Raw genomic sequence first — 20,203 nt, forward strand, 5'->3', positions numbered from 1 at the left:
TCCGACACTTGGGCAGATCGATCAACCTTGTCGCAGTTCATGGCACTTGTTAGGGAAAGTCATGGCTCACTTCACCTCCGATGGGCTCGACCTCGCCTACGACGAATTCGGTTCCGCCGATGACCGCAAGGCGATCGTGCTGGTGCACGGCTTCTCCGCCAACCGTTCCGAGAACTGGAAGCGCATGGGCTGGTACGACGCCCTCGCCGCCAAGGGACTCCGCGGTTTCGCGTTTGACAATCGCGGCCACGGCGAGAGCGCCAAGCCGCACGATCCGGCCCTGTACGATCGCGAGGCGATGGCCCGCGATGTTTTTGCATTGATGGACCATGCCGGCGTCGAGCGCGCGCACGTGCTGGGCTTCTCGATGGGCTCGCACATCGCGCTGACAGCCGCCCTGCTCGATCCCGGCCGCATCGATCATCTGGTGGTGGCGGGCGTCGGCGGCAAACTGTTCGATCCGCCGCGCGCGGAAGGCGCGATGGCCGAGGCCATGGAAGCCGCCAGCCCCGACGAGATCGCCGACCCCATGCTCAAGAGCTTCCGCCACTTCGCCGACGAGCAGAAGGAGGACCGGCTGGCGCTGGCCGCCTGCTCGCGCGGACCGCGCCTGCCGCTCACCCGCGACTCGTTGATGGCGATCCGGCGTCCGACCCTCGTCGTCGCCGGCGCCCGCGACCAGCTGGCCGGCCCGCCGCAGGGCCTGGCCGACGCCATTCCCGGCGCCAAGGCAGTGACCCTGCCGGGCTGCGATCACTTCTCGTGTATCGGCCATCCGATGTTCAAGGCCACCGTGTTCGACTTCTTCGACGGCTGGCTCGAGTAGCTGTGGTGGCAAGGGTCAGCTTCAAGTCGATCCAGGCGCGCGCCGCCCGGCGCAAGGGCGGCGAGAAGGCGCTGGCGGCCCTGCTGCCGAAGAAACGCGACAACAAGGCTTTGGCCAAGCTGACGGACGATCGCGTGCTGGCCGAGATGGCGCGCCGCGTGTTCTGCGCCGGCTTCGTGTGGAGCGTGATCGACAAGAAGTGGCCGGGCTTCGAGGAGGCCTTCCTCGGCTTCAATCCCAAGCGGCTCCTGTTCCAGCCGGCCGAATTCTGGGAGGGCCTGACGCGGGACACCCGCATCGTGCGCAATCCGACCAGCATCCGCTCGGTGCGCGACAATGCGAAGTTCGTCACCGACATCGCGGCGGAGCATGGCAGCTTCGGCAAGTTCCTCGCCGCCTGGCCGGCCGACGACCAGATCGGCCTGCTGGAAGTCTTCGCCAAGCGCGGCTCCCGCCTCGGCGGCTTCTCCGGACAATACCTGCTGCGTTTCCTCGGGCGCGATTCCTTCATCCTGACCGGCGATCTCCTGATGTGCCTGCGCGACGCGGGCGTGCCGATCAGCGAGAAGGGGACGTCCAAGAAGGACCAGAAGCTCGCCCAGGCGCAGATCAATGCCTGGGCCGAAGAGAGCGGCCTGCCGCTCACCCACATCTCGCGCATCTGCGCCCTGTCGATCGGCGAGAACCACGATGCCGCGCGCCTCGCGGAAACCATGCGGACGTGACCATGACGAACATCCTGCTGATCAATCCCAACACGACGAAGTCGATCACCGACCTCGTCCTCAAGACGGCGAAGGGCTTTGCCTCCAAGGGCACGCGCCTGCGGGCGCTCACCGGCTCCTTCGGTCCGCGCTACATCGCCTCGCGCGCGGCCTATGCCATCGCGAGCCACGCCGCACTCGATGCCTATGCCAACGATCGCGGGCCCAAGGACGTGGTCGTGCTGGCCTGCTTCGGCGATCCCGGCCTCGCCGCCCTGAAGGAGGTCAGTCCGGTGCCGGTCGTGGGCATGGCTGATGCGTCGATCCTGCAGGCCTGCGCCATGGGCAACCGCTTCTCCATCGTCACCGGCGGCGAGCGCTGGAAGTCGATGCTCGAGGAATTCGTGGCGGGCCATGGTCTCTCCTCGCGCCTCGCCTCGGTGCGCACCGTGGCGCCGACCGGTGCCGACATCGCGCGTAACCCCACTGCCGCCATGGAATTGCTGGCAAAAGGCTGCAGCGCTTGCGTCAAAGAGGATGGCGCGGACGTGGTCATCCTGGGCGGCGCGGGGCTGGCCGGGCTTGCAGCAAAGCTGAAGCACATGGTCGATGCCCCTCTTCTCGACGGTGTGGCCTGCGCCATCTCGATGGCCGAGGGGCTCGCGCTGCAGAAGCTGGCGAAAGCCGCCAATGGTGCACTTGCGAAGCCCGGCGCCGTGGACAGCCTCAAACTCTCCAAAGGTCTTTCGAAGCTGCTGCAATCACCCTAGGGTCCGTCCCTATGCGGTTGGTCAGCTTTCGCCATGCGGGCGCGAACAAATTCGGCGCGGCCGTCGACGGCGGCATCGTCGATCTGTCGGCGCGCACGAACGGGCGCTGGTCCGGCTTGCGCGACGTCATCGCGGCGAAAGCACTCGACGAACTTCGCACCGCCCTGAAAGGCGCCGCGCCCACTCTCGCGTTCGAGGACGTCGAGCTGCTGCCGGTGATCCCCGATCCCGGCAAGATCCTCTGCGTCGGCCTCAACTATGCCAGCCATGTCGGCGAGGTCGGACGCCAGATGCCGACCGTGCCCAGCGTCTTCTCGCGACTTCACAATACGCTCGTGGCTCACGGCGGCGACATCGTGCGGCCGCGTGCTTCGACCCACTTCGACTATGAGGGCGAGCTGGCTATCGTGATCGGCGAGCGCTGCCGGCACGTCCCGCGCGCCGGCGCCCTCTCGGTGATCGCGGGCTATACCTGCTTCATCGACGGCAGCGTGCGCGACTTCCAGAAGCATTCGGTCTTCGCCGGCAAGAACTTCCCGGCCACCGGGCCGCTGGGACCGTGGATGGTCACGTCCGATGTGATCGCCGATCCGCAGCGGCTCGAACTCACCACGCGGCTGAACGGCAGCGTGGTGCAGCACGACACGACCGATCACATGATCTTCGATGTCGCGACCATCATCGAATATCTCTCGACCGTGACCGGGCTGGAGCCGGGCGACATCATCGCGACCGGCACGCCCGACGGCGTCGGCACCGGCCGCAAGCCGCCACTGTGGATGAAGGCCGGCGACCGGCTGGAGGTCGAGATCTCAGACATAGGGACTTTGGGCGTCAATGTCGTCGACGAGTAACTCTTTCGACCTGCCGGCCAGCGAGGCCGGCACCGATGCGAAGAAGGTGCGCGAATACAAGGTGATCGCGCTGATCGCCCTGGCGCATTTCGTGAGCCACGTGCACATCATGCTGCTGCCGCCGCTGTTCGGCGAAGTCCGCGAGGCGTTCGGCGTCAGCTACGTCGAGATCGGCTTCGCGCTCACGGCGTTCAACGCCGCTTCCGCCCTGCTGCAGACGCCGGCCGGCTTCCTGGTCGACCGGGTCGGCCCGCGCGCCATGCTGACCGGAGGTCTGATCCTGGGCGGCGTCGCCGTCGCGGCGGCCGCGCTGCTGCCCGGCTACTGGTTCTTCGTCATCGCCTACGGCTTCCTGGGGCTCGCCAACACCGTCTATCACCCGGCCGATTATTCGATCCTGTCGGCCACCATCGATCACAAGCGCATCGGCAAGGCCTTCTCGATCCATACCTTCGCGGGCTATCTCGGCTCGGGGGTGACGCCGGCGCTGGCGCTGGCCTGTGCGGCCCTGTGGGGCTGGCGCGGCGCCTTCCTGTTCGTGGGCGGCCTGTCGATCGCGACGGCCCTCGTGTTGATCGTCGCGGGCAGCATCCTGCCGCGCGTCGTGCACAAGCCCGGGCAGCAGCCGGCCAAGGACAGCGGCCAGAAGGTCGGGCTCGACCTCCTGCTGAGCGCGCCGATCCTGCGCAACCTGCTGTTCTTCTTCTGCCTCGCCATGGCCAATGGCGGCATCCAGACCTTCACCGTCGTCGGCATGGCGCAGATCCATGGCACGCCCTTCTCGGTGGCCAGCGTGGCGCTGTCGGGCTTCCTGCTGTGCAGCGCCGGTGGCGTGTTGCTGGGCGGCATCATCGCCGACCGTACCCCGCACCATGAGCGCGTGGCGGCCATCGGCTTCGCCTGCACTTCGACCATGGCGATCCTGATGGCCTGGGTGAACATGCCGGGCTTCGCGCTGATCGCTCTGATGTCGGTCGGCGGCCTGCTCAACGGTATCATCCAGCCGTCGCGCGACATGATGGTGCGCGCCGTCACGCCGCCCGGCTCGTTCGGCAAGGTGTTCGGCTTCGTCAGCACCGGCTTCAACCTGGGCGGCATGATCGCCCCGTTGCTCTACGGGTCCCTGATGGACCATGGCGAGCCGCGCGCCATCTTCATGATCGTCACCGGCTTCATTTTCCTGGCGCTGATCACCGCGATCACCCGCCGCAAACCCGAGAGCATTGCCTGATGGATTCCCTGACGCCCGCCACGCCTCCCAAGACGGAAGCCCTCGCCCGCCGCTATGGCGCGGACACCCTGCCCGCGGCCGGACCGTGGAACGAGACCATCGCCACGATGCTCGATCATCGCTCGGTGCGCAGCTACAAGCCCGATCCCGTGCCGGCCGGCGCGCTCGAGAGCATGATCGCCGCCGCCCAGTCGGCTGCCACCAGCTCCAACATGCAGTGGTGGTCGGCGCTCGCCGTCACCGATCCCGCCAAGAAGAAGGTGCTGGCCGAGATCGCCGGCGGCCAGAAGCATATCGAGCAGTGCCCGCTGTTCATCGCCTGGATCGCCGACATGTCGCGCAATCAGCGCATCTCGAACGCGACCAAGACACCGTTCGAGACCATGCCCTGGCTGGAAACCTTCATGGTCGCCTCGATCGACGCGGCACTGGCGGCCCAGAACGCGGTCGTTGCGGCAGAGTCGATGGGCCTGCGCACGGTCTATATCGGCGCCATGCGCAACGACCCGATCCGCGTTGCCGAGCTGCTGGGCCTGCCGCCCCAGGCCGTCGTCGTGTTCGGCCTCTGCGTCGGATATGCCACGGAAAAGGGCGAGGGCGAGGTGAAGCCGCGCCTGCCGCAGGCGGTCGTGCTCCACACCGAGCGTTACGACGCGAGCAAGGAAGAGGCGCTGCGCGTCGCCTATGACGCCGAGATGAGCAAGTTCTCGGCCCGCCACGAGCTGCAGGCCGCGACCTGGACGCAGCGGGTGCTGAACCGGCTGGGCCCGATCAAGGCGATGAACGGCCGCGAAACGCTGCGCGCCGCGCTGGCGAAGATGGGATTCGAGGTTCGGTAGAGAAACCCTACGGGTCCCTCACTTCGTTCAGGATGACAATTTTATTTGGACTTGCGCGGTCCGCCGATCAAAAAAATGGTGTCATCCCGAACGAAGTGAGGGACCTTTCGCCTTCTTTGAAACACCAACGGCCGAGCTTCGCTCGGCCGCATGGCACGGCGCGTGCTGGAGTCCCGGGACGGTCAGGACGGAGGGCAACATGCGGCGGACGGCTCATCGCTTTCTCATGACACTGGCGCTCTGTGCGGCGGCAAGCACCGCCTCGGCGCAGGGGCATCTCAGGATCGGCATCGGCGACGATCCCGACGTGCTCGATCCCACCCTGTCGCGCACCTACACGGGGCGCATCGTCTTCGCCTCGATCTGCGACAAGCTGTTCGACATCGACGAGAAGCTGGCGATCGTGCCGCAGCTCGCGCTCGGGCACGAGACGTCGGCCGACGGCAAGACGGTTCTCATCAAGCTTCGCCCCGGCGTGAAGTTCCATGACGGCGAGCCGCTCGACGCGGCCGCGGCCAAGTATAGTCTCGAACGCCACCTCAACATGAAGGGCTCGTTCCGCAAGCCCGAGATCGGCATCGTCGAAAGCGTCGATGTGGTCGATCCGCTGACCGTCAAGCTCAACCTGAAGCAGCCCTTCTCGCCGCTGCTGGCCCAGCTCACCGACCGGTCGGGCATGATGGTCTCGCCCAAGGCGGCGGAGGCGGCGCGCGACAAGTTCGGCCTCAAGCCGGTCTGCGCCGGCCCCTACAGATTCGTCGAGCGAGTCCAGCAGGATCGCATCGTCGTCGAGAAGTTCGCCGACTACTGGAACAAGGACCAGGTCTTCATCGACAAGATCACCTACCTGCCGATCATCGATACGACCGTGCGCCTGGCCAACCTGCGCTCCGGCGGCATCGACCTCACCGAGCGCATCCTGGCGACCGACATCCCGACGGTGCGCGCCGATCCCAAGCTGAAGCTCGCCAACTCGGTCTCGCTCGCTTGGTTCGGTCTGATGATCAACCAGGACAACGGGCCCAAGTCGAACAATCCGCTGGGCAAGGACCCGCGGGTGCGCCGCGCCTTCGAGCTGGCGCTCGACCGCGATGCCATCAACCAGGTCGTGTTCAACGGCGAGTTCGTGCCGGGCAACCAGTGGGTCAGCCCGCAGAGCCCCTACTATCAAAAAGACTTCCCGATCCCCAAGCGCGACATCGCCAAGGCCAAGGCGCTGATGAAGGAAGCCGGCATCACCGGCCGGCTCAGCCTCGACTACATGGTGAACAACGCGCCGGAGTCGCGCGCCATCGCCGAGGTCGTGCAGTCGCTGGTCGCGGAAGCGGGCTTCGACCTGAAGCTGCGCGTCGTCGAAGTAGCGACCGCCCTGAAGGCGGGCGAGGATGGCGACTTCCAAGTCTATGCACTGACCTGGAGCGGTCGCAGCGATCCCGACGGCAATTCGGTGGTCTTCCAGACCTGCGGCGCGCCGCAGAACATGGGGAAATACTGCGACAAGGAACTCGACGGCTGGCATCAGGAAGCGCGGGCCGCCACCGAGTTCGAGGCGCGCAAGGCGATCTACCGCAAGGTCACGGAACGCTTCCTCGACAAGGGCTGGATCTTCTACCTCTTCCACCCGCAGAACCTGGCCACCCACACGGTCCGGCTCGAAGGATTCCGCCCCGTACCGGATGGGCTGCTGCGGGTGGTCGGCCTCAAACTGAAATAGCGGGCCGGGAGAATCTGGCACGGCGTATGCACCCTCCCGCTCCGGAACAGACCGGAGGGGATCATGGGACAGATCGCTCGCTGCTTCGTCGTTGCTTCCACACTCTGTCTGGCGGCGACCGCCGCTTCGGCGCAGGGCCATCTGCGCATCGGGCTGGGCGACGATCCTGACGTTCTCGACCCCACCCTCTCGCGGACCTACACCGCGCGCATCGTCTTCGCCTCGATCTGCGACAAGCTGTTCGACATCGACGAGAAGCTGGCGATCGTGCCGCAGCTCGCGCTCGGCCATGAGACCTCAGCCGACGGCAAGACCGTCATCATCAAGCTCCGGCCCGGCGTGAAATTCCACGACGGCGAACTCTTCGACGCGACGGCGGCCAAGTACAGTCTCGACCGCCATCTCAACATGAAGAGTTCGTTCCGCAAGCCCGAGATCGGCACGATCGACACCGTCGAGGTCGTCGATCCACTCACGATCAAGCTGAACCTGAAGCAGCCCTTCTCGCCGCTGCTGGCCCAGCTCACCGATCGCGCCGGCATGATGATGTCGCCCAAGGCCGCCGAGGCGGCGGGCGACAAATTCGGTCTCAGGCCGGTGTGCGCCGGTCCCTACAAGCTCGTCGAGCGGGTGCAACAGGACCGCATCGTCGTCGAGAAGTTCCCCGACTACTGGAACAAGGACCAGGTCTTCATCGACAGGATCACCTACCTGCCGATCGTCGATGCGACCGTGCGACTGGCCAACCTGCGTTCCGGTGGCCTCGACCTGATCGAGCGCGTGCTGGCCACCGACATCAAGACGGTGCGCGACGCGCCGAAGCTCAAGCTCAGCAAGGCGGTGTCGCTGGGCTGGTTCGCTTTGTTCGCCAATGTCGCCAACGGTCCCAAGGCCGACAACCCCCTGGGCAAGGACCCGAGGGTGCGTCACGCCTTCGAGTTGGCGCTCGACCGCGACACCATCAACCAGGTCGTGTTCAACGGTGAGTTCGTGCCGGGCAACCAGTGGGTCAGTCCGCAGAATTCCTACTATCAGCAGAAATTCCCGGTGCCGAAGCGCGACCTCGCCAAGGCCAGGGCGCTGTTGAAGGAAGCGGGCGTAACGACACCGCTCGTGCTCGACTTCATGGTCAGCAATACGCCCGAGACGCGGGCGGTGGCCGAGGTGGTGCAATCGATGGCGGCCGAGGCCGGCTTCGACCTCAAGATCCGCGTCACCGAGGTCGCGACCGCGCTGAAGCAGGGCGAGGACGGCAACTTCCAGATCTACATGAACACCTGGAGCGGCCGCAGCGACCCCGACGGCAATTCGGTGATCTACCAGACCTGCGGCGCGCCGCAGAACATGGGCAAGTACTGCGACAAAGAGATCGACGCCTGGCACCAGGAAGCGCGCGCCGTCACCGATCCCGCCGCTCGCAAGGCGATCTACGAGAAGATCGCCGCCAAATTCCTGGCCGAGGGCTGGATCTTCTACCTCTATCACCCGCAGATCCTGATCGCGCACATCGACCGGCTGGAGGGCTACAAGCCCATGCCGGACGGCCTGGTGCGCGTGGTCGGCCTGAAGCTGAAGTAGCCGCCCGTCAGTCGAACTTGCCGCTCTTCAGCCGGTCGACCATCGGGTTCTGGGCCGGCGCCGAGACCCGCCGCAGCGTGTTCGTGTCGCGGTGGTTGAAGGCCGGCGTCTTGCCGCGGACCGCGAGGTCGGTGCGCGTCACGTAGGACCAGCTGCCATCATCGTTGAAGGTGATGTCGATGCGGTAATAGTCGGTGCGGAACGCCTGCTCGAGGAAGGTGGTCGAGCAGATGCCGAAGCGGGTATCGCCGCGCTTGGCCTCGACCGAAATGGTCTTGTCGTCGGGCTTCGCGGTTCCCCCCGCCAGCACGACCTGGCCGCGCGGGATGGCGATCGACTGCATGATCAGGCCGGTGGCCGGCTCCCAGAGCCAGTAGCCGACCTGGTCGTGGAAGGTGATGGCTTCCTCGTCGGTGTTGATGTGGATGTGGTAGCGCAGCCCGTAGAGGAGCTGGGGTCCATTGGGCTGCGGGTCGATCGGCTCCATCCGGATATGCTCGCGGAAGCCGCGCTGTTCGGGGCCCGGTGCCTTGGGCGCGATGTCGATGCCCTTGTCGGACTCCCATTCGCCGGCCAGGCGGGCCAGCGGCCCCAGGTTGGCCAGCGTGTCGGCTGAAAAATCCTCGGGTTCGGTAAAGACGTCTTCAGGAAGGGTCGACATGGGGTCCTCGGGCTGCACTCGCGCGGAATGTGCAAGCCCGTCCCGGCCTTAACAAGCGCGCGGCTTGTCACGCATCGCGCCACTCGAAGGCGAGGGGCGCCTCGCGGAAGGCAAAGCGATCGATGTGGCTCGCGACCGCCCCCTTGAGCGCTTCGAGCTGACCCTCGGCACTGGCCTCGAGGCGGCATTCCAGCACATCGGCATGAGCGACCAGTTGGAGGGTGGCGTCCCCCGGCCAGTCGGCGCCGCGGGCGTTGCGCGGAAAGACGACCCTGCCCTGGTCCGGCGTGAACTCGACTTCGAGATTATGGCTCCAGTGCTTGCAAAGCTGCTGGAGGTAGCGGCTGCCGTTCGCCGTCGGCACGCGCGCGATACTGGCGGTACTCATAGACGTTCGATCCTCTGCGCGGCCTCGTCGATGATGGCGACCGCGTCGTGGACCGTCTGTTTCTGCACGCCCTCGCGGCCCAGGCGATGGATCAGCGCTTCCCGCAGGTTGTTCATCGCCCGGCGCACCGGCGCCGAGTCGGTGCGCTCCTGGAGCCCGGCAAGTTCCGCGAGCCGCGCGAACAATGCGTCGACCTCCGCCTTGCGCTCCACGAGATGGGCGGTGCCGTCCGGCGTCACCGCGAAGGATTTGCGCGCGCCTTCCGACTTGGTCGCGGCGATGTGGCCCATTTCGTCGAGCATCGTGAGCGTCGGGTAGATCATGCCGGGGCTCGGCACGTATCTGCCGCCGGTCAGCTCCTCGATGGCGCGGATCAGCTCGTAGCCGTGCCGCGGCTCGTCGGCGATCAGCTTCAGGAGCACCAGCCGCAGCTCGCTCGAATCGAAGACCCGGTGGCGGCCGCGGCCGCCGCCTCTGTCGCTGGTGTCGCCGTCCCAGCCATGGCCCGGCCGGCCAAAGCCGCGCCGACCGAAATGATGCCGATGGGCCTCGCCATGCGCGTGATGGTGATGATGATGATGAGAAGATCGCATTGTTTCACTCTTTGTATGTTTGAACATATTCAAGATATATCTTGAATGTTCTAAAATACAAGAGCTATTCAGCCAGCCTTCTGATTTTGGCATTTGAGTTACCCGAAGGTAACGAGGCGGCCACCCCTCACAGGATGGCCGGCCGCGTCAGCGACGGCCCGCGCGATTGACCGGACCACCCCGGTTCACTTCTCCGTCGACCCCATTTCCCGGGGCCACGCCGACGCCGGGAGCCCCCGCGCCGACGCCGGGCGTGACGCCCACACCGGGGGCGCCGACGCCGACACCCGGCGCAACGCCCACTCCTGGAGCCCCGGCACCGACACCCGGGGCCACGCCGACACCCGGCGCACCGGCGCCATGGGGCGCCCAGACGCAACCGCGCGGAATGCCCTCCGCCCGGCAATACACTTCGGCCTGAGCCGTAGTGGCCATCAAAGCCAGCGCCAGAGACGTGCAGACGATTGTGCGGATCATGATTTACTCCCGGTATCGGGTCATCGTGTTCGAGGGCCACGCTCTACCACGTCACACGCAGCCCCGCGCGAAGTGTCTGCGCGATCGAGGACGAGCCGATCGCGGCCTGCCAGCCTGCAAAGAAGGCCATGCCGTCGCCGAAGGCGTAATCGGCGGAGAGCCCGACCAGCACCGAATCGCGTGAGATCGGGGCCGTGGTCGTCGAAAAAGGCACGCCCGGCGCGGCGGCGAAGGCCGCCTGGGTCGTCGCCGATACGTCCGCGAATTCGTGCGCCCAACCCAGCACTCCCCGCAAGGCTAGAGAACGCTGGTCGGCCAACGAGAGGGTCCGATTCACCGGCAGCGTCAGGGCTCCGCGCACGCTGGTCAGCGACTGCCCATCGATCTGTTGGGCGAGGCCGCTGGCGTTCTGTTCGACCGTCGCCGGCGAGGAAAACCCGGCTGCGGCGAGCCCCAACGTGGGCTCCACCGCCCACCCCTCCCACGCCATTCGCAAACCGGCCGCGATCTCACCCCCCACGCCGGTCGTGACGAGGCTGTCCCGCGACACGCTGCTCCAGGCCCCCAGTGGACGGGTCGTCGTCTGGTCGAAGCGCAGGTAGGACGCCAGACCGCGGACGAACAACGCCCCCGTGGCGTATTCGCCATAGACCGTCGCCTGCAGGGCCGATCCGAGAGCGGTCGCGCCATTGCCGGCGAAGCTGTTGGCGCTACCGCCCCCGACGGCAACACCTCCGACGAAGCCGGGCGCCAGTTCAATGTCGAGACCGGCCATCACGCCGGCGAGTGAAGACTGGAAGCCGGGGGCGGCGGCCGCCGCGACCTGCGTCCATTGGCCGAAGCCTGACAGCCACGCTGTCGTGCCGAGCGGCCCGGCCACCGTATTGGGCGCAGCGTTGGGCAGCCCCCCACAGGCATCGCCACAGGCCATGGCAACGTTCTGCAGGCCGCCCTGCCCGGCCCGACGGGTGCCCAGCCGCTGGGTCACCTGATCGGCAAATCCATAAAAGCCCTGGCGCGCCGACAGCATCAAGTCGCCATAGAGGCTGGGCGAAAGCTGATCGAGCGCCTGCGAGATCGACGCGGCGGGCAGGCTGTAGAGCGGCGCGAAAAGCGACTGTGCCAGGCCGTACATACGAACGCCCGCGGCGGGACGCAGGATGTCGAGCGCCTGTCCGACCGAGACCTGGTTGGAGGTCTGAGGCAGGCCGGCGGCACCGAGATTGCCGTAGGCCGCGGGCGTCGCCACCAGCGTTACGGAAGACGGCGCATAGAGGGCGTCGAACCGCGTTCCCGCCGCCAGGCCCGCTGGCTGGGTGAGCCCCGCGAAACTTCCCTGCACGCCGCCTTCAGCCACGACGACCATGAACTGCTGCCCGATGGCCGGCGTGAAACTGTTCGTCGCGGCGCCGGTGATGCCGCGCAGGACGGGCTGCAACGTGCCGCCGGCGGTGAAGCCATTGCCCGCGCCCATCACCACCACGCGGCTGAAATTACCGGCCCCGGTGCCGCTCCCCGGACCGTCGATGTCGAGGGACAGCGTGCTGCCCGCCGCCATGGTGACCGGCGCGCCGAAGGTGAGCGTCCCCGGGCTGTTGCCCGGCGCCAGCGTGCCGCCGCTCTGCACCGTGGTGGCTCCCCAGATCGCGCCGGTGCCCCGCAGTGTGCCCTTGACCGAGACCGGCGAGACGATCGAGCCGTCGACCGACAGGGTGGCGCCGGGATCGATCGTCGTGAGCCCCGTATAGGTGTTGTGCCCGGCGAAGGTGACGATTCCCCCGATGCCGCTATTGGCGACGATGAGGTTGCCCGGTGTACCCGGCACGGCATCGGAGAGCACGCCGCTCAGGACGGCAGAGTTGCCGCGCAGGTCGAGGCGATTGGTCGCCGATCCGTCGACCAGGAAACTCTGGGTGTAGACGCCACTGGCGTCATCGATCTGGAGCGTGCCGCCGGTGAAGGCCGGGATGACCGTCGAACCGACATTGCTCAGGAAGTAGGTCTGACCCGCGGCAATGGTCGAAACCGGCATGATGCTGGCCGTCGTCGGAGCGCCGACCGGGCCGGACAGGGTATACGCCCGAAGGGCCATAATGCCGGTCGTGGCATCGCCGGTGATCTGGCCCGAAAGACTGTCGAACGACGCCCCGAACAGCAGGCTGAACAGGACGTTTCCCTCGGGCGTCATCGAGCCCAGCACCGTGAAGTTGCCGACGACACTGTCGGGCGGTGCCGCCCCCACGCCCCAATAGTATCCGTTGCTGTAGCCCTTGATCTTGAAAGTGCCGGGCGCAGCCGTGCCGAACACCGTGGGGCTCGACACCTGCCAGGTCGTGCCGGCGGTCCAGCGCCATTCCGGCGAGGTGACGTCTGCGCTCACAAACTGCGTCGGCGAGGGCGGTGTGAACACGGCCGGATTGTAGGGCGCCATGTAGGCCCAATGGGTGACCAGCAGCGAGGTGCCGGTGATCATCTGCATTTCCATCAGCGGCACGCCGCCGATCTCGCGCATCTGCCCGATGCCCACGATGGTCGCGCTGTCCGGAGACGTGAATTCGATCCGGATCTGCCCCGCCTCGGTAACCAGGCCGTGCATGGAAGCGAACGTGGGCGGCGTGACCGTCGAACCTATGGCAAACCTTGCCGCGCTAATCCCTGTGAATGAGCCGTTGGTGACGGTTCCCAGAGACCACAGGGTCTGGTCTCCGATCGCGAAGGGATTGGTGATGTCACTTCGGTTGCCGCTGGCGTAAGCGACAAGGTTGGGAATCGGCACGTACCAGTTCGTGTTGGAGAGAATCGAGTCCCAGCGCGTGTCCTGCGCGGACGCCGTCGTGATCGACGATACGACCCCGGCCAGGGCCAGGGCCGACAGCCGGGCTCTGCTGGCCTTCCCTCTCGCGCTCCTCCGGCGCCTCCCGCAACGCGACGCGTTCAATGCAGCCTCTCCCCACCTCCAGGCGATGCGAAAGTGGCCTCAGAGCCTGTGCATTTGCAACAGAGGAGCGGAGATTGTCGTGCAACAACTATTGCGTCGCGAGTTACCCTTCATGCCTTCGCGGGCTTTCCAGGGTTGCTCCAGGCCGACACGATGGTGGTCGCCTTGACGCGCACCGTCGCCGCATCGTCGCCCGGTCTGTAGAGCGACGAGCCGAGGCCGAAGCCCGCGGCGCCGGCTGCGCGCCAGACAGCCATGTTGTCCGCGCCGACGCCGCCGACCGGGATCAACGGCGTGCCTTTCGGCAGGACCGCCAGCAGGGCCTTGACGGCGGCAGGCGATGCCAGTTCGGCGGGAAAGAGCTTCAGCCCGTGCGCGCCCGCCTTCAACGCGGCAAAGGCTTCCGTGGGCGTCAGGATGCCCGGCAGGCTCGCCAGACCGAGGCGAACCGTCTCCTCGACGACTTCGCGATCGAAGTTCGGCGCGACGACGAGTTCGCCGCCCGCGGACGCGACATCCCTCACCTCCACGGCCGTCAGAACGGTACCGGCGCCGATGACGGCGTCGGGAAAGCGCCTGCGCAACGCCGCGATACTGTCGAGGGGTTGCGGCGAGTTGAGCGGTACCTCGATGAGACGAAACCCTGCCTCCACCAGCACCTCACCGATCGCCGGTGCTTCGGCGGGCTTCACCCCGCGCAGGATGGCGACGAGCGGCAGCTCGCGCATCGCCGCCTCGAACCTGTCGATGATGGTCATCCCTGCAAAGCCCTCAAGCCCGCCCATGTCGCCTCGGCGCCGAAGCGGCGCACCGTCGCGCCCTTCTGTCCCAGCGCCAGAGCATAGCGCGCCGTGAGCGCCGGTGCGCCGATGACGACGACCTCGCGGCCGGCCGGCAGCCGCTGCGCGCGCAGCTCCTCGCCGATCAGCAGGCCGGAGAGGTAGCTTGCCGATTGGGCCGGCGACAGGCGGTCGAACAAGGCCAGCGCGCGTACACCGAACGCGTTGTGCAGGAGGCCTTCGTCCTCGGCGGCGCGTGTCACGCCGCGCCGGAACATAGCCTCGTCGAGCGGCGCCTCCGCATCGAGGGTTCGGGCGAGGATCGAATGCTGGCCGAGCAGCCCGTAGACCTCGCCGGTCATGTAGGTTCGGAAGCCGGTGACTTGCCCGTCCCGCACGGTGGCCCATTTGCTGTGCGTGCCCGGCAGGACGAACAGCCCATCCGCGAGGCCGGCCAGCCGCAGGGCGCCGAAGATCTGCACCTCTTCGCCGCGCATCACATCGGGGACCGCGCCCTGCTCGACGCTGAGGCCGGGCACCAGGGCGATGCGCCCCGGCTCGATCCAGTGCAGGTGGCGTTTGAGGTCTTCGGGTCCGGCCGGACAGGCGACATAGGGGGCCTCGGCCCAGCCCTGCCGACTGCCGGCCATGCCGGAGATCAGACAGACGCTCCCCGCCGGCTTCATCCAGTCCGAGAACAGGGAGTTGAACACGCCGGCAAAATCGCCGTTCGGGACGTTGAGAATCCCGAGCGGCGCGCTCTTCTCCTCCAGCACGCGGCCCGCCTCGTCGAGACGGGCGCCGCGCAGCGAACTCGTGCCCCAGTCGACGGCGATCAGGTGCGGCACGACCTCCTCACAGTCAGTCCCGGCAGGACCACTCCAGCATGCGCTTCATGAACTCCTCGCCGGCGTCGATCTGCGAGGCCAGGATGAATTCGTTCGGCTGGTGCGCCTGGGCGATGTCGCCGGGGCCGCACACGACCGTCGGCACGCCCAGCACCTTGCGGAAGATGCCGGCCTCGGTGGCATAGACCACCGCGCCGACCGTGTTGGAGCCCGACCAGCTGCCGGCCAGGGCCTTGGCGTCGTCATTGCCCTCGGGCGAGAAGGCGGGGGTCGAGGCGCGCAACTCGGTCTCGATGCCGGCCGCGGGATGCTTGGCCTTCATCTTCGGCAGCAGCTCTTCCTTCAGCCACTTCTTGGCGCGTTCGCCCAGTTCCTCGATCGGCCGGGTCGGCAGCTCGCGATAGCCCCAAAGGACCTCGCACTCGCGCGCCAGGATGTTGCCCGCGGTGCCGCCGATGATGGTGCCGACGTTGAAGGTCGCGGCGGCCGGCATGAACTCGCTGTCCTTCGGAGCGGCGGCCTCGAGCTCCTCCTGCACCGTGTTGAGGTAGTGAATGAACTCGCCGGCGAAATGGATGGCGCTGACGCCGAGATGGGTCATCGAGGAATGGGCCTCGAAGCCGGTGAACTTGGTGACGTAGCTCTGGCTGCCCTTGTGGGCATGCACCACGGTCATCATGGTCGGCTCGCCGATGATGATGACCCGGGGCTTCGGCACCTCGGTCGCCATGCGGGCGGCCAGCGAATGCGCGCCGAAGCAGCCGATCTCCTCGTCGTAGGAGAGAGCGAAGTGGATCGGCTTCTTGAGCGGGGCCTTCAGCATCTCCGGCAGCATGGCGAGGCCGATGGCATAGAACGCCTTCATGTCGCAGGTGCCGCGGCCGTAATACTTGCCGTCCTTCAGCGTGAGCGTCCACGGATCGGTGACCCAGGGCTGGCCGTCGACCGGCACGACGTCGGTGTGGCCCGACAGCACGACGCCGCCCGGCACGTTGGGACCGACCGTTGCGAACAGATTGGCCTTCGAGCCGTCCTCGTTGGGCACCAGCTTCGACTCGACGCCGTGGCCCTTGAGGTAGCCCTGCACGTACTCGATCAGCGCGAGGTTGGAATTGCGCGAGGTGGTATCGAATGCCACGAGCTTTCGCAGCATGTCGATGGAACTGACGGTCTCTCCGGCCATGGTGTCCTTGTCTTACTCGGGGCGCGTTGCGGTTAAATGGACGTGCGACCGATCATGCTCAGGAATTCGCGCCGTGTCTCTCCATTGTTCCGGAAGGCGCCCAGCATCCGGCTGGTGACCATGGTGACGTCGGACTTGTGGACGCCGCGCGTCGTCATGCACTGGTGCGCCGCCTCGATGACGACGGCGACACCGCGCGGCTGGAGCACTTCCTGCAGCGTATTGGCGATCTGAGCCGTGAGCTTCTCCTGGATCTGCAGGCGATGGGCATAGGCATCGACCACGCGGGCGAGCTTGCTGATGCCGACCACGCGCTTGTCCGGCAGGTAGCCGACATGGACCCTGCCGATGATCGGCACCATGTGATGCTCGCAGTGCGACTCGAGCCGGATGTCGCGCAGCGCCACGACTTCGTCGTAGCCCTCGACCTCCTCGAAGGTCCGCTGCAGCATGTCGCGCGGATCCTGGTCGTAGCCCGCGAAGAACTCCTCGTAGGAGCGCACGACGCGGTCGGGCGTACCGGCCAGGCCCTCGCGGCCGGGGTCGTCGCCGGCCCAGCGGATCAGCGTGCGGACGGCGGCCTCCGCTTCCTCGCGCGAAGGCCGTGACAGGCCGGTGGCGAGCGAAACGATCTCGCGCGGCTTCGCCATCTTGTTCATCGTCTTACTCCCCTTGATTCGCACAGCCTAGTTGAGGCTGCGCTGCGCTGTCGGCGTGTCCAGCGAGAAGGTCGGAACTTCGATGTCGAACTTCACGCCCGCCTCGTCCACCATCTGATACGTACCGCCCATGATACCGGATGGCGTGGAAAGAGGTGTTCCGGAAGTGTACTCGAACACCTCGCCGGGGCGCAGCAACGGCGTCTTGCCCACGACACCGGGGCCCTTGACCTCCTGGAGACGGCCAAGCCCGTCGGTGATCTTCCAGTGCCGGCTGCGCAATTGGACGGCGACATCGCCCTTGTTCTCGATGCGCACCGTGTAGGACCAGACATATTGCGACTTCGCCGGCTCCGACTGGTCGGGCAGATATTGCGGTTCGACCGTCACCTGGATGGCACGGGTTGTGGCTTTATACATGCTCGGGCGAATCCTTCCGGCCTCTGACATGGGAGTTTCCGGGCAAAAGGTCAAACCCGTCTACAGCCAGTTCGGGTCGGCGGTGAAGTCGATCGTGAGCCAGCGGTTCGGACCTGCGCCGCCGATCGCCTCGGCGATCTCGCGCCGGATGCCGTCGGCCTCGCCCACGCTGTCGATCGGCGACTCCGGCGGCACGGCGATATGGATCTCGATGAACTGGGCACGCCCGACCTTGGCGACGTAGGAGGTGTAGGTCTTGAATTCGTGACGGGCGATCACCTCGTCCATCACCTGACGAACCCGCGCGTCGAGTTCCGGCGGCGTGATCAGCAGGATTTCCTGCAGCGCCCGGCGCACCGTCTGGATGGGCACGAACACCAGAACCATCGTCAGCAGCGCCAGCACCGCCGGATCGGCGTAGGGGGCGAGATGGCCGTAGGCCGTACCCTTCAACCAATCGCCGAGGGCAAAGGCCACGAACAGCGCCGAGGTGATCGACCCCGTCATCAGCCAGCTCTGCGCGTCGAGCCGCACGAAATCGGAGCCGATGCGGCGATTGAGGCGGCGCTCGTAGAAGAACATGGCAAAGCACGCGGCGCAGACCAGGACGGCATAGGCCATGGCCCAGTCGAAATCGAGTTGTCGGCCGCCGGCCAGCAGGCTGTCGATGGAGTTCAGGAAGGCATAGAAGCAGAGCAGCATCAGGGTGCCGCCGTTGAAGGCCAGAACCATCGGCTCGATATGCCAGTAGCCGAACTGGAAGCGCCGGTTCTCGGCGACGCGGGTGACGAGGCGCGACACGAACAGCGCCAGCCCCGACATGGCAGCGTCGATGGCGGAGAAGACGCCGTCGAACAGGATCGACATCGATCCCGACAGCAGGCCGAACAGCACGCCGAACGTCGCCACCACGACGGTGACGGCGATGGAGAGTTTCAGGAGTCTCTGTTCGGCGGCGGCATTCTGCATGCCGCCAGAATAGGCTAAATCGGGAAGATCAGGCAGGTGGTCGTGCCGTGGGCCAGCAGCTTGCCGGCGGCGTCGGTCAGGCGGCCTTCCGACGTGGCGATGCGCGAGCCGACGTTGATCACCTTGCCCTCGGCCCGGACGGGACCGGTCTTGTCGGTCATGGCACGCACGTAGTTCACCTTGATTTCGACGGTCGTGTAGCCGCTGCCGGCCTTCAGCATCGTGTGGATGCAGCAGCCCATCACCGAGTCGAGCAGGGTGGCGGCGATGCCGCCATGGACGGTGCCCAGGGGGTTGTAATGGTCGAACACCGGCGTGTAGCCGAACAGGACCCGCCCGGCTTCGACTTCCAGCAGGTTGAAACCCAGGGCCCGTGAGATCGGCGGCGCCGGATAGCGGCCCTCCAGCAGGCCCTTGAACAGGTCCAGACCGTCCAGGGTACGCGCCTGCTCGATCGGCACCACGCCATATCCCGCCTCTGCCGCCATGCCCGTCTCCATTGCGAATTTATGTGCATATACACATTGAGGCTTTGCCGATGCAAGAAGCGGCGATAGTCTGGGGTCCATGACAGCCGATTCTTCTCCGGTCCGCCTGTCGCCCGCCGAGTGCACCTGCTTTCGCGTGCGCAGCGCGGCGCGGCGGGTGACGCAGATCTACAGCCGGCACCTGGCGCCGACCGGCCTGCGCATCTCGCAGTTCTCGCTCCTGGGGCATGTGATCGCGCGCGGTCCCGTCAGCATCACCGAACTGTCCGATCTCCTGGCGACCGATCGCACCACCCTGACGCGCAACCTGCGCCCACTGCTGGCCTCGGGCGTGATCGAGCGGGCGGCCGCGGGCGACAAGCGCCGGCACGAGCTGGTCGCGACGCCGGCCGGCCGCGCCCTGTTCAAGCGCGCGCTGCCGCTGTGGGCCGAGGCCGAGCAGGAAGTGCGGACGGCGATGGGCGCGAAGCTGACCGCCGACCTGCACGGCGCCCTCGACCGCTCGATGGAGAGACTGGCGCCGCTCTGACAGGCCGTCGACCAAGCCGGATCCTGCGCCAATAAACGAAACAAACGAAATAAACGAAACAGTCGAAACGAGAGTCGCACCCCCTCTCACAGGTACCCTGGTACCGCGGATATTTCCCGGCGGGTCTTGCCAACGCCCGCTAGACGTGGGCGGCGAAGAAGCCGAGCTCCAATTCCATGGCGCGGCGGTAGTTGGCACGCACGGCCTCGGTGTCCTGAGCATGGAGATCGAGCAGGGCTTCGAGCTGGGCGGCCAGCGCCTCAAAGCCCGGATCGGCATAGGTCTTCACCCATTCCGAATAGAGCTTGGCCACGCTGTTCGCGGACAGCGAACGGCCCAGGAAGGCGTAGAGCCGCATGCACGGCGTCATCGCCGCGATCGTCTCGCCGAGATTGCCGTGCCGCGCCGTCTCGAGAAGAAAGTCGACATAGGCGCGTGTCGACTCGATCGGAGCGACACCGTCGAGGTCGACCCGCCAGCGTTCGGCATAGCCCTTGTGGAGCTTGAGCTCCTGCAGGACGCCGGCGATCAGGCCGGCGAACCCGTAGAGATCCTCGCGCGAGCGCGAATTGGCGAGGCAGAAGGCGTAGGCGCGCGCGAAGGCTTCGAGGAAATAGGCGTCCTGCGCGACATAGCCCTTGAAGCATTCGATCGGCAGCGAGCCGTCACGCAGCCCGCGCACGAAACCGTGCGACAGGATGCGTGAGGCCAGGTCGGAATTTGCCGCCCACAGGTCGGACGAAAGCGACATTCCT

Annotated in this window: 22 protein-coding genes; 9 read left to right on the top strand and 13 right to left on the bottom strand. The window is 66.6% G+C overall.

Going from position 1 to position 20,203, the window contains the following annotated elements:
• Positions 1–61 precede the first annotated feature (61 nt).
• The 8 genes from ACP15H_RS21510 to ACP15H_RS21545 all read left to right on the top strand — a co-directional run bounded on the left by ACP15H_RS21510 (position 62) and on the right by ACP15H_RS21545 (position 8,516).
• Positions 62–826 (top strand): alpha/beta fold hydrolase, encoded by a 765-nt coding sequence (locus ACP15H_RS21510; protein WP_425068177.1) that lies wholly within the window; start codon positions 62–64, stop codon positions 824–826.
• A 5-nt stretch (positions 827–831) separates the two neighbouring features.
• A complete protein-coding gene (locus ACP15H_RS21515; RefSeq protein WP_425068178.1) occupies positions 832–1,551 on the top strand; it encodes a DNA-3-methyladenine glycosylase I in 720 nt (239 codons plus the stop codon).
• A gap of 2 nt (positions 1,552–1,553) precedes the next feature.
• Positions 1,554–2,300 carry an aspartate/glutamate racemase family protein gene (locus ACP15H_RS21520; protein ID WP_425069950.1) on the top strand — a complete coding sequence of 249 codons (747 nt, stop codon included), beginning with the start codon at positions 1,554–1,556 and terminating at the stop codon, positions 2,298–2,300.
• A gap of 11 nt (positions 2,301–2,311) precedes the next feature.
• Entirely contained in the window at positions 2,312–3,154 is an 843-nt protein-coding gene (locus ACP15H_RS21525) for a fumarylacetoacetate hydrolase family protein (protein ID WP_425068179.1), read from the top strand.
• Positions 3,138–4,385 (top strand): MFS transporter, encoded by a 1,248-nt coding sequence (locus ACP15H_RS21530; RefSeq protein WP_425068180.1) that lies wholly within the window; start codon positions 3,138–3,140, stop codon positions 4,383–4,385. The genes ACP15H_RS21525 and ACP15H_RS21530 overlap by 17 nt, the downstream gene beginning before the upstream one ends.
• Positions 4,385–5,224, top strand: a complete 840-nt coding sequence (locus ACP15H_RS21535) for an NADPH-dependent oxidoreductase (RefSeq protein WP_425068181.1) — start codon at positions 4,385–4,387, stop codon at positions 5,222–5,224. Before ACP15H_RS21530 ends, ACP15H_RS21535 begins: the two co-directional genes overlap by 1 nt.
• Positions 5,225–5,423: 199 nt before the next feature.
• Positions 5,424–6,938, top strand: a complete 1,515-nt coding sequence (locus tag ACP15H_RS21540; RefSeq protein WP_425068182.1) for an ABC transporter substrate-binding protein — start codon at positions 5,424–5,426, stop codon at positions 6,936–6,938.
• 63 nt (positions 6,939–7,001) lie between these two features.
• Entirely contained in the window at positions 7,002–8,516 is a 1,515-nt protein-coding gene (locus ACP15H_RS21545; protein WP_425068183.1) for an ABC transporter substrate-binding protein, read from the top strand.
• A gap of 7 nt (positions 8,517–8,523) precedes the next feature.
• On the opposite strand, the gene ACP15H_RS21550 is transcribed toward ACP15H_RS21545, so the two are convergent.
• From ACP15H_RS21550 to ACP15H_RS21605, 12 genes are all read right to left on the bottom strand, one after another.
• Positions 8,524–9,177, bottom strand: coding sequence for an FABP family protein (locus tag ACP15H_RS21550; protein ID WP_425068184.1), 654 nt, complete (start codon positions 9,175–9,177; stop codon positions 8,524–8,526).
• Positions 9,178–9,244: 67 nt separating this feature from the next.
• Positions 9,245–9,565 carry a DUF2218 domain-containing protein gene (locus ACP15H_RS21555; protein ID WP_425068185.1) on the bottom strand — a complete coding sequence of 107 codons (321 nt, stop codon included), beginning with the start codon at positions 9,563–9,565 and terminating at the stop codon, positions 9,245–9,247.
• Positions 9,562–10,158, bottom strand: a complete 597-nt coding sequence (locus tag ACP15H_RS21560) for a PadR family transcriptional regulator (protein ID WP_425068186.1) — start codon at positions 10,156–10,158, stop codon at positions 9,562–9,564. Before ACP15H_RS21560 ends, ACP15H_RS21555 begins: the two co-directional genes overlap by 4 nt.
• A gap of 147 nt (positions 10,159–10,305) precedes the next feature.
• Positions 10,306–10,635 carry a hypothetical protein gene (locus ACP15H_RS21565; RefSeq protein WP_425068187.1) on the bottom strand — a complete coding sequence of 110 codons (330 nt, stop codon included), beginning with the start codon at positions 10,633–10,635 and terminating at the stop codon, positions 10,306–10,308.
• A gap of 43 nt (positions 10,636–10,678) precedes the next feature.
• The gene (locus tag ACP15H_RS21570) at positions 10,679–13,231 is read right to left on the bottom strand and encodes an autotransporter outer membrane beta-barrel domain-containing protein (RefSeq protein ID WP_425068188.1); all 2,553 of its coding nucleotides are present in this window, start codon (positions 13,229–13,231) and stop codon (positions 10,679–10,681) included.
• Positions 13,232–13,683: 452 nt separating this feature from the next.
• Positions 13,684–14,301, bottom strand: a complete 618-nt coding sequence (locus ACP15H_RS21575; RefSeq protein ID WP_425068189.1) for a 2-dehydro-3-deoxy-6-phosphogalactonate aldolase — start codon at positions 14,299–14,301, stop codon at positions 13,684–13,686.
• A gap of 26 nt (positions 14,302–14,327) precedes the next feature.
• Positions 14,328–15,200: a 2-dehydro-3-deoxygalactonokinase gene (locus ACP15H_RS21580; protein WP_425068190.1), complete on the bottom strand. Its 873-nt coding sequence runs from the start codon at positions 15,198–15,200 to the stop codon at positions 14,328–14,330.
• Positions 15,201–15,213: 13 nt separating this feature from the next.
• A complete protein-coding gene (argE, locus tag ACP15H_RS21585) occupies positions 15,214–16,383 on the bottom strand; it encodes an acetylornithine deacetylase (protein WP_425068191.1) in 1,170 nt (389 codons plus the stop codon).
• Between the two features lie 32 nt (positions 16,384–16,415).
• Complete coding sequence (gene folE / locus ACP15H_RS21590; protein ID WP_425068192.1) at positions 16,416–17,042, bottom strand: GTP cyclohydrolase I FolE; 627 nt, start codon at positions 17,040–17,042, stop codon at positions 16,416–16,418.
• Between the two features lie 27 nt (positions 17,043–17,069).
• A complete protein-coding gene (gene apaG / locus ACP15H_RS21595) occupies positions 17,070–17,462 on the bottom strand; it encodes a Co2+/Mg2+ efflux protein ApaG (RefSeq protein ID WP_425068193.1) in 393 nt (130 codons plus the stop codon).
• A 60-nt stretch (positions 17,463–17,522) separates the two neighbouring features.
• Positions 17,523–18,431, bottom strand: coding sequence for a cation diffusion facilitator family transporter (locus ACP15H_RS21600; protein WP_425068194.1), 909 nt, complete (start codon positions 18,429–18,431; stop codon positions 17,523–17,525).
• A gap of 14 nt (positions 18,432–18,445) precedes the next feature.
• Positions 18,446–18,919 (bottom strand): PaaI family thioesterase, encoded by a 474-nt coding sequence (locus tag ACP15H_RS21605; RefSeq protein ID WP_425068195.1) that lies wholly within the window; start codon positions 18,917–18,919, stop codon positions 18,446–18,448.
• A 79-nt stretch (positions 18,920–18,998) separates the two neighbouring features.
• On the opposite strand from ACP15H_RS21605, the gene ACP15H_RS21610 reads away from it, so the two are divergent.
• Complete coding sequence (locus ACP15H_RS21610) at positions 18,999–19,448, top strand: MarR family winged helix-turn-helix transcriptional regulator (protein ID WP_425068196.1); 450 nt, start codon at positions 18,999–19,001, stop codon at positions 19,446–19,448.
• A 139-nt stretch (positions 19,449–19,587) separates the two neighbouring features.
• Here the strand turns inward: ACP15H_RS21610 and ACP15H_RS21615 are convergent, their stop codons facing one another.
• Complete coding sequence (locus tag ACP15H_RS21615; protein WP_425068197.1) at positions 19,588–20,199, bottom strand: TenA family protein; 612 nt, start codon at positions 20,197–20,199, stop codon at positions 19,588–19,590.
• Between the last annotated feature and the right edge of the window lie 4 nt (positions 20,200–20,203).

The organism is Reyranella sp. (assembly GCF_965249915.1).
Taxonomy (GTDB): domain Bacteria; phylum Pseudomonadota; class Alphaproteobacteria; order Reyranellales; family Reyranellaceae; genus Reyranella.